Genomic DNA, 8055 nt, shown 5'->3' with positions numbered 1-8055 from the left:
GATAGGCACAAGTTTTATAAGTTGTGTAACGAATATGATATAAAGACAAAAATTCCACCAATAAACAATGCGGCAGAACATCCAGAAATAGATTATATGTCTGACAGGAATGCTGCTATTAGGTTAATAAAATTATACGGTGAAGATGGCATGAAAGAATGGAAAAAAGAAGTAAATTATGGGAAAAGATCTTATATTGAAGGGTTTTTCTCAAGATTAAAGCAAATATTCGGATTTAGTTTTAGGAATAAATCTGAGATAAATCGAGAAAAAGAACTAAATGCTATTTGCTTAATAAATTCACTGATATTGGTATGGCTAAATTTGAGATAGTTACATGAATTTACCATAAATCACCATCTCATAAAGTGTGATGCAACAAAGCCATCCCAGTGTCAGCTACTTGGATGACAAGAAAGGGAGCACTGGAATGACATTATCTGTTGTGCAATTTACCTTCAAAAATGAATGTTTGTACAGTTATGTGTCAAGCACTGGGATGACAAGAAAGGGAACACTGGAATTTTTGTTTCAGCATTAGCCATGCATCTAAACAGATACGTTGCCTTGAGAATCGCAACATCCATGCAGTTATGCGCGTAACACTAAAAATCAAAAAAAACAAAGAGGCAGACTTAATCTACCTCTTTTATTTCACTTGGCTATACTGTCTGTTGTTGAGAAGCAACTTGTTCAACAATAAGTGAGCCTAAATAAGTGTTAACCCCTTTAGCACCATCTTTGTCTAAACCTAATGTTTTATTCCACTTTGTTTCATTTGCTGCCTCGAACTTACCTTCATCGTTTTTCTCTTTTAGTGAACCTATCTCGAAGAGTAAAGTATTGCCTAGCGTATTGGTAAGCTGATTAATATCAACAATAATACGGTAGTTCTTGCCTTCTAAGCTGAAGGCTATATAATGTTTACCCTTTTCTACCTTACCTTCTTCATCTTTAACTTGGTTATTCCTTGCCATTTCCTTAAATGTGTCTTTTGTTACTAGCAATGCTGTTTCTTTACCGTTTTTTCTATCGTTATTAACAACAATCTTCGGAGCTCTCAACTCAGATATTTCATTGTTTTTGCTGATAGCGTACATTGCTGAACTAACCAGTGCAACAGCAACAATTGCTAATATACCGATTCCAAGTGGTGTAGCTGCAAAAGCTGCAAGTGGAGCAAGCGTGCAAGTTGAAGACACCCAATATGGTGCTGAAAGTGCTACTGCTGCGCCTATGACATACAAAGAAGTAAGTGCAACAAGTGCAGTATTTGTTTTGTGGAATTGACCACAGTGATTTTTGAAAGTTAGCATAAACGACCTCAAATATTAATATGCTTAAATAAAAAAACTGTCATAGCCAAGCTTTTTCGTAAGCTACCTGCCGCTTGAGCCAAAGCCCCCTGCATTGCGACCGGTTTCTTCTGCGCAGAATTCTTCTCTGTCATCCCAAATTACCTGAGATACAGGAGAAATAAGGATTTGTGCGATTCTATCTCCTCTTTTTATTTCGTATGGCTGATTACTTAGATTAATTAGACAAATTTTAACTTCACCTCGATAATCAGAGTCTATAGTGCCCGGAGAATTTAAGACAGTGATTCCATGTTTTGCAGCAAGACCAGAACGTGGGCGGATTTGCCCCTCAAAACCGTTTGGTATTGCAATCACAATTCCAGTTGGAACAAGTAATCTTTCAAGTGGATTTAAAACAGCAGAATCATTCAATGCAGCATAAAGATCCATGCCAGCACTCTGCGTAGTTGCATAACATGGAAGAGACAAGTCTTCTCCGTGTGATAATCTTTTTATTTCTACTTTAATTTTACTTCTTTGCACTCCAATTTACCATCTATGAAGACTCAATTATAGCATGTAAATTGTATCTGCAAAAGTGATAAATGTAAATGATGTCATTCCAGCGCGTGACGCTAGGCCATAAAATTCCTTGACAAGTTCAGTGCTCCTTTTTTTGTCATCCCAGTGCCTCTATGATGTCATTCCAGTCTGGAATCTAGTCCTTATTATGCAGACACTTGGTTGAAATTAAGTCTTCTGGATCCCAGTGTCTGGGCACTGGGATGACATCATAAGGGCGCTGGGATGACACCCTGACAACCGTCATCCCGCTACTTGTTAGCGGGATCTAGAGATACCGCGAATGAATCGCGGTATGACGTAGATTGTTGTCATTCCAGTGTCAGCTACTTGAATGACACCCTCTTGGTATTCGTGTAGTTGCAAGCAGTATAGCTATAAATCACTCACAATCGATATGCTTGAATTACTCTCAGTCAATAAATCAAGCATAATGTTAGATATTCTACCATCAACTATGTGAACAACTCCAGCACATTCCTCCGCCATTTTAACGTATGCCATAAGCCTTTCAATAAATTTTTCCCCTTTAATTTTCCCACAATCAATCGATGCATTTAAATTTTTAACAGATATCTTCCTGCCACCAATTTTATCTATTTCTTCATCTGTGTCACTCAAGATTATCATTTTAGATGCAGAAACTGCGATTGCGATTGCGCTTGCAGTGCTATCGGCATCAATATGATATGTTTCCCCATCTTTTCCATGACCAATTGGTGCAATAACTGGTATAAAATCTGATTCTTCAATAAAAAATAATATATCAGGATTGATTTCAGTGGGTCTACCGATGAACCCCATGTCTAATATCTTTTCGATATTATTTGATCTATCTTCTCTAAGCGTAGCGGTTATTTTTTCGGCTTTAATTAAGTTACCATCTTTTCCACATAATCCAATAGCTGAACCACCAGCAGAATTTATATACTGAACAATTTTTTTATTAACTGAACCACACAGTGCCATTTCAATGATTTTCATAGTGTCTTTGTCTGTAAGTCTGATACCATTCACAAACTTACTGTTCATATCCAGCATTTTTAACACTGAGTTAATTTCATATTCTCCGTCATAAATTATTACCGGATTTATACCAAGCTGCTTCAACAAGACAACATTATGCACAAAAGTATTAAATAGTGTTTCATCTAAGATTATTGTACCACCGCATTTAATGACAAAAGTCTCGCCTACAAAGCTAGGTATGTTAGATAGCACTTCAAGTAATATTTCTGCTTTTTGTTCAAATGATACCTCACCCTTTAAAAATTCACTACTCTTCATTTTTTTATCTTGTAAACTTGAAAAACTCATCTCTTACCTTGGTTATTTTATGCTTAACACGGATGCTCATTTGATGAATTGACACATTCTCATTATTAATCCATTTTTGAATATCTTCTATAACAGCACCTAAGCTTTTTTGACTTACTTTATCTATTTTTGTTAGCACAATGTTAAAGTTAATGTTATTATATATTAACCAATAAATGAAGTCTTTGTCTATTTCTTTTAATCCTACCTTGCTATCTATCAACACAAACACTCTTCTTAGATTTTCTCTTTGAATTAGATAATACTCAATTAAGTTTAAATATTGTATAATTTCCTCCTTGCCTGCATGAGAGTAGCCATACCCTGGTAGATCAACAAGTCTGAACTTATCATCGTACATAGAGTAAAAATTTATTTGTCTAGTGCATCCAGGTTTAGAGGAAACTCTGGCAGCTTTTTTGCTGTTTATCAGTAAGTTGATCAGACTGGATTTTCCTACATTTGATCTACCAGCAAACGCAATCTCTGGAGCCGACTCATTTGGTAATGATTTTATATCCGAAGCTCCAAATATGAAATTGCAGTTTGATGTTATCTGTTTTGCCATTATATTCAACTAGAAGGTAGTAGGTATATTATAGTGTTATTGCTTGATATAAGAAATTTTTTATTTCAGTATATATTACTTAGCTAGATCTGTGCTATATGGATATGGAAAATAATTTACAAGACTTAAAGAAAAAATTTAATGATATAGAGAGGAATTTGGAAAATCCTACCAATTTAAGTCAAAAAGAATTCATTACCCTTTCAAAGGAATACTCTGAGCTCAGGCCAATAATCAAGATAATTGATGAATATAACACGCTGAAAGAGGAAATTTCAGACTTAGAAGAAATAATGAAAGATGAAAACAGCGAAGGTGATATAAAAGAGTTAGCAAAAGAAGAATTTTTCGAAAAGCACAAGGTATTATTACCAAAAATAAAAGCAAAATTAAAGTTAGCATTATTGCCCAAAGATGAAGATGACTCAAGAAATGCAATATTAGAAATTAGAGTAGGTACAGGCGGAGAAGAAGCAGCATTATTTGCAGCAATGTTATTTCGTATGTATCAAAAATATGCAGAAAGAAGAAATTGGAAGTTCGAGCCAATAAGCATTTCTAATACAGGTATAGGTGGATATAAGGAAGCTTCTGCACTCATTAATGGAACAGAAGTTTTTGCAAGGTTGAAATTTGAATCAGGAGTGCACAGAGTACAGAGAGTGCCAGAAACTGAATCTTCAGGAAGGTTGCATACCTCTGCCGCTACTGTTGCGATATTACCTGAAGTAGAAGAAGTTGACTTTAAAATAGAAGAAAAAGACTTACGAATAGATGTTTATAGATCCAGTGGTCCTGGAGGGCAATCAGTGAATACAACTGACAGCGCAGTAAGGGTCACCCACTTGCCAACAGGGATAGTTGTGATACAGCAAGATGAAAAATCGCAGCATAAAAATAAAGCTAAAGCGCTCAAAGTATTGAGGGCAAGGCTATACGAAATTGAAAGACAAAAAAAAGAAATGGAAAGGTCAACAATGAGGAAAAGTCAGATTGGCTCTGGTGATCGTTCCGAGCGCATAAGAACATATAATTTCCCACAATCAAGAATAACAGACCACAGAATTAATCTAACTTCACATCGGCTAGAGCAGATTATAAAAGAAGGCGAACTAGATGAATTTATTGAGGCATTAATCTCACGTAATGAAGCAGAAAGATTGGCAGGGGAAAGTTAGCAGCCTACAATGGAATATCTTTATTAATTACATAGGATCTTTTAAACGCAATAGATAGACAGTAAAAACAAGTTCTAGTACTATCGCGGATAAAACAAGAACAGCTACACTAATTGTTTGACCATTGTAAATGTAGCTTGTTAAGCCGATAAAAATAGCCATGATAAAAGCTCTAATGAACGAGACTGCAGAAGAAGCTGTGCCTTTAATTTCAGGGAAAACATTTATTGATGCATTAAAAATCACTGGCTGGAAAATTGCACAACCGATAGAAAAAATAATCATAGACAGTGTTACTAAGTAGAAAGAGTGGGGTACAATTATACTGAATATTACAAGCAATAGAGACCCAATAGCACCCACGCTCGTACCAGAAATTACACACTTTATTGCTCCAAGTTTCTGCAAGATTTTGCCAGCAAATAGACTGATGAGTGAGAAGCACCCAACTATTGCACCTTGATGTAGTGCATAAATAGTGCTAGATAAACCAAAAGTCTTCATATACAGAAAAGGTCCACAAGTAATGAATGACATATACGCAGCAGAAAAGAGGCTTGACATCAAAGACAACGTAACAAACCTCGGATTAGATAGTAGTTTTCTGTAATCTTTCATCGTTTTTTTCAAACTGAAAATATCGCGGTTCTTTTTTGTTTCTGGTAACGCTAAAAGCAGCAAAACCCAAGAGATCAAACAAAGTATTGCAACAGTTGCATAATTACCACGCCATCCTACAATTTCATTGATGAAACTGCCTAACACTGGCGCAATTGACATGACAACTGTAAGAACAGAATTCATGATTCCAATAAATTTCACCGCTTCGTCGCCTTTGTAGCTGTCTGCAACGATTGCAAACACAACTACAGATGTGCTAACACCAATGCCCTGAACAAAGCGAGAGATTAAAAGCCAAAAAATCGACGGTGCAAAAACACAACCAACAGCGCCGATTAATAACAAAGTGTTACCTATGATCATAATTCTCCTTCTGCCATAGCATTCAGACAATGGACCAAAAAACAACCCTCCTATGCAAAAGCCTAGGAAATTATAAGCAATAGTTAATTGAATTATGCTTTCCGGTACGTTAAAATAGTGCACCATATCAGGAAAACTAGGTACGGAAATGTCAATTTCAATGAACTTGGCAATGAGAGACAGGATTAACAGAAATGGTAGTAACATTTGAGATTTTTAATTAATGAATAAAAATATCACATTTAAAGCGTTGAAAGAAAACATTTTTTACTGTTATTAAAATGGTTAGAAACACCTCATGTGAAGGAATGGTGGATAAATTGGACACTAGGGTTAATTAAAGAAAAATATGACAACTATGTTAAAGCTCTTACTCTCTGTCCTAACTTTACTTATTTCCTCTTACTTTTTCAACAGTCCGTCTAAATTACTACAAGCAGTTTAATTTTTAGTAAATATGTCATTATTCAAAAATATGCAAGAAGCTTTACAGAAACTTAACATAATTTTATCATACAAATGTCATTCTTAAGTCCTATGTAAAAACAAATTTTGGCACTAATTTAATTAACTATGAGCTGGATAAATTGGAAAATAAATTTTGTTTACTTTTACAACACCTTAAGATCTAATGTCACTTTATCAATCAAAAATATTACAATAGGCTAGTATGTTCCTTACTCTTTTTCTCAAAATATTACCTATTTATATTACAATATTTATTGGTTACTTAGCAGGAAAATATCTTAAAATTGATAGAAACACTATATCTCAAATACTTTTTTATATAGCTAATCCAATAGTGATTTTATATGGAGTCTCTCATACAGAAGTTAACTTAAAAGTAATTTCTCTGCCGATTTTGATATGGTTTATAGGTAGCACTATGTCCTTATCAGTGTATTATCTTTCTTCTTTTTTATTTAAGGATAACACAAGAAACATATTAGCATTTAGCTCGGGCAGCACAAGTATGGGTTATTTTGGCCTGCCGATTGCCATGGCTTTATTTGATGAAGATTCAGTATCTGTATATGTTGTTTGTTATATAGGAATGGCGCTATTTGAAAACAGCTTAGGATTTTACATAGCTGCAAATGGTATTTATACCGCAAAAGAATGTATATTAAAGTTGTTCAAACTTCCTTCGCTTTATGCGATGGTTCTGGGCTTCTTTTTAAGTATATACGATATACAAATACCTACTTTTTTAACAGATGTTATGATGAATATTAGAAGTACATTTGTCACATTAGGAATGGTGCTACTTGGAGTGAGCATTGCGAATATTGCAAGCTTTAAAATAGATTGGAAGCTTGCTTTGATCACTATTACAGCAAAGTACGTATTCTGGCCACTGTTTGTTTTAGGAATTGTCCTTTTAGACAAGCATGTTATAGGTATATACGATGAGAGCATATATAAAGCACTGATGTTGCTGGCTATTATTCCAGTTTCTGGGTCCAGTATAATACTTGCTAATATTTTGAATTATCAACCAGATAAAGCTACTCTGTTGCTTCTAATCAGTACTGCAGTGGGACTGTTTTATGTTCCACTAATAATATCATTATTTTTTACTAAACTTGTTCCTTTTTGATCAAAAAATTAAGCGCTTGCACAACCATTATTTGGGTAACAACACAAGACATTGATAAAACTTGAATTTATAGCTAAAGCAACTTCTATAATTTGGTAACCCGTCATCCCGCTACTAGTTAGCGCCGCGGCGGTAAATTGACCTTACCCAGAAAAAGTAGAGAGAAAGTTAAGACGTTTTTGGAGTAAAATAAAACGTTTTTTCAAAATATGACAAATAGAAGAGAATATACAGCAGAATTCAAATTAGAAGCTGTTAAGCTGGTTAAAGAAACAGGTCAAGCAAGTACAAAAATAGCAAAAGATCTAGGTATAGATGGCAGTATGTTAAGTAAGAAAATATGATGGAAAAATGTCTGTAGCATACGCATTTCCAGGCAAAGGCTCCTTATGACAAAGAAAGATTTGATCTAAAAAAAGAGCTAATAAGAGAAAGAGACATCTTAAAAAAAGCCCTGGGCAAAGAAAAAGAGTAAAGTATTCTTTTATATAGAAATTGCTATAAAACACAGGAACTATGTAGGGTTTT

The 8055-nt window shown here is 34.6% G+C and carries 8 protein-coding genes and 3 pseudogenes; 6 read left to right on the top strand and 5 right to left on the bottom strand.

Annotated features, from left to right (window positions below; all coding sequences use genetic code 11):
* Positions 1-333: pseudogene (locus OZD64_RS03590) on the top strand (IS5 family transposase); the annotation flags it as partial.
* Positions 334-373: 40 nt separating this feature from the next.
* Entirely contained in the window at positions 374-541 is a 168-nt protein-coding gene (locus OZD64_RS03585) for a hypothetical protein (RefSeq protein ID WP_167471207.1), read from the top strand.
* 121 nt (positions 542-662) lie between these two features.
* Here the strand turns inward: OZD64_RS03585 and OZD64_RS03580 are convergent, their stop codons facing one another.
* The 4 genes from OZD64_RS03580 to yihA all read right to left on the bottom strand — a co-directional run bounded on the left by OZD64_RS03580 (position 663) and on the right by yihA (position 3765).
* Positions 663-1316: a hypothetical protein gene (locus OZD64_RS03580; RefSeq protein ID WP_266409396.1), complete on the bottom strand. Its 654-nt coding sequence runs from the start codon at positions 1314-1316 to the stop codon at positions 663-665.
* 63 nt (positions 1317-1379) lie between these two features.
* Positions 1380-1841, bottom strand: a complete 462-nt coding sequence (dut, locus tag OZD64_RS03575; RefSeq protein ID WP_006279458.1) for a dUTP diphosphatase — start codon at positions 1839-1841, stop codon at positions 1380-1382.
* 414 nt (positions 1842-2255) lie between these two features.
* The gene (gene argB / locus OZD64_RS03570) at positions 2256-3167 is read right to left on the bottom strand and encodes an acetylglutamate kinase (RefSeq protein WP_316659781.1); all 912 of its coding nucleotides are present in this window, start codon (positions 3165-3167) and stop codon (positions 2256-2258) included.
* A gap of 4 nt (positions 3168-3171) precedes the next feature.
* A complete protein-coding gene (yihA, locus tag OZD64_RS03565) occupies positions 3172-3765 on the bottom strand; it encodes a ribosome biogenesis GTP-binding protein YihA/YsxC (RefSeq protein WP_010962460.1) in 594 nt (197 codons plus the stop codon).
* A 98-nt stretch (positions 3766-3863) separates the two neighbouring features.
* Here yihA and prfA point away from each other — a divergent pair, with 98 nt between their 5' ends.
* On the top strand, positions 3864-4943 hold the full coding sequence (gene prfA / locus OZD64_RS03560) for a peptide chain release factor 1 (RefSeq protein ID WP_274999299.1): 1080 nt from the start codon (positions 3864-3866) through the stop codon (positions 4941-4943).
* 27 nt (positions 4944-4970) lie between these two features.
* Here prfA and OZD64_RS03555 read toward each other — a convergent pair whose 3' ends face one another.
* Positions 4971-6134 (bottom strand): multidrug effflux MFS transporter, encoded by a 1164-nt coding sequence (locus OZD64_RS03555; protein WP_274999298.1) that lies wholly within the window; start codon positions 6132-6134, stop codon positions 4971-4973.
* Positions 6135-6150: 16 nt separating this feature from the next.
* On the opposite strand from OZD64_RS03555, the pseudogene OZD64_RS06865 reads away from it, so the two are divergent.
* The 3 genes and pseudogenes from OZD64_RS06865 to OZD64_RS06860 form a co-directional block, all read left to right on the top strand.
* Positions 6151-6293 (top strand): annotated as a pseudogene (locus OZD64_RS06865) (N-acetyltransferase); the annotation flags it as partial.
* Positions 6294-6597: 304 nt separating this feature from the next.
* The gene (locus OZD64_RS03550) at positions 6598-7527 is read left to right on the top strand and encodes an AEC family transporter (RefSeq protein ID WP_006279391.1); all 930 of its coding nucleotides are present in this window, start codon (positions 6598-6600) and stop codon (positions 7525-7527) included.
* A gap of 209 nt (positions 7528-7736) precedes the next feature.
* Positions 7737-8055: pseudogene (locus tag OZD64_RS06860) on the top strand (transposase); the annotation flags it as partial.

Origin of the sequence: Wolbachia endosymbiont of Drosophila tristis, from assembly GCF_028981745.1 — a bacterium.
Lineage (GTDB): Bacteria > Pseudomonadota > Alphaproteobacteria > Rickettsiales > Anaplasmataceae > Wolbachia > Wolbachia pipientis.
Note: the sequence above shows the minus strand (reverse complement) of the source record. Positions and strands in the feature narration are given on the sequence as shown.

What these genes read in the sequence shown, in the direction of transcription:
- OZD64_RS03555 (WP_274999298.1), bottom strand. Translation starts at nt 6,134, where the DNA reads ATGTTACTACCATTTCTGTTAATCCTGTCTCTCATTGCCAAGTTCATT.
- yihA (WP_010962460.1), bottom strand. Translation starts at nt 3,765, where the DNA reads ATGGCAAAACAGATAACATCAAACTGCAATTTCATATTTGGAGCTTCG.
- OZD64_RS03580 (WP_266409396.1), bottom strand. Translation starts at nt 1,316, where the DNA reads ATGCTAACTTTCAAAAATCACTGTGGTCAATTCCACAAAACAAATACT.
- OZD64_RS03585 (WP_167471207.1), top strand. Translation starts at nt 374, where the DNA reads ATGCAACAAAGCCATCCCAGTGTCAGCTACTTGGATGACAAGAAAGGG.
- prfA (WP_274999299.1), top strand. Translation starts at nt 3,864, where the DNA reads ATGGATATGGAAAATAATTTACAAGACTTAAAGAAAAAATTTAATGAT.
- OZD64_RS03550 (WP_006279391.1), top strand. Translation starts at nt 6,598, where the DNA reads ATGTTCCTTACTCTTTTTCTCAAAATATTACCTATTTATATTACAATA.
- argB (WP_316659781.1), bottom strand. Translation starts at nt 3,167, where the DNA reads ATGAAGAGTAGTGAATTTTTAAAGGGTGAGGTATCATTTGAACAAAAA.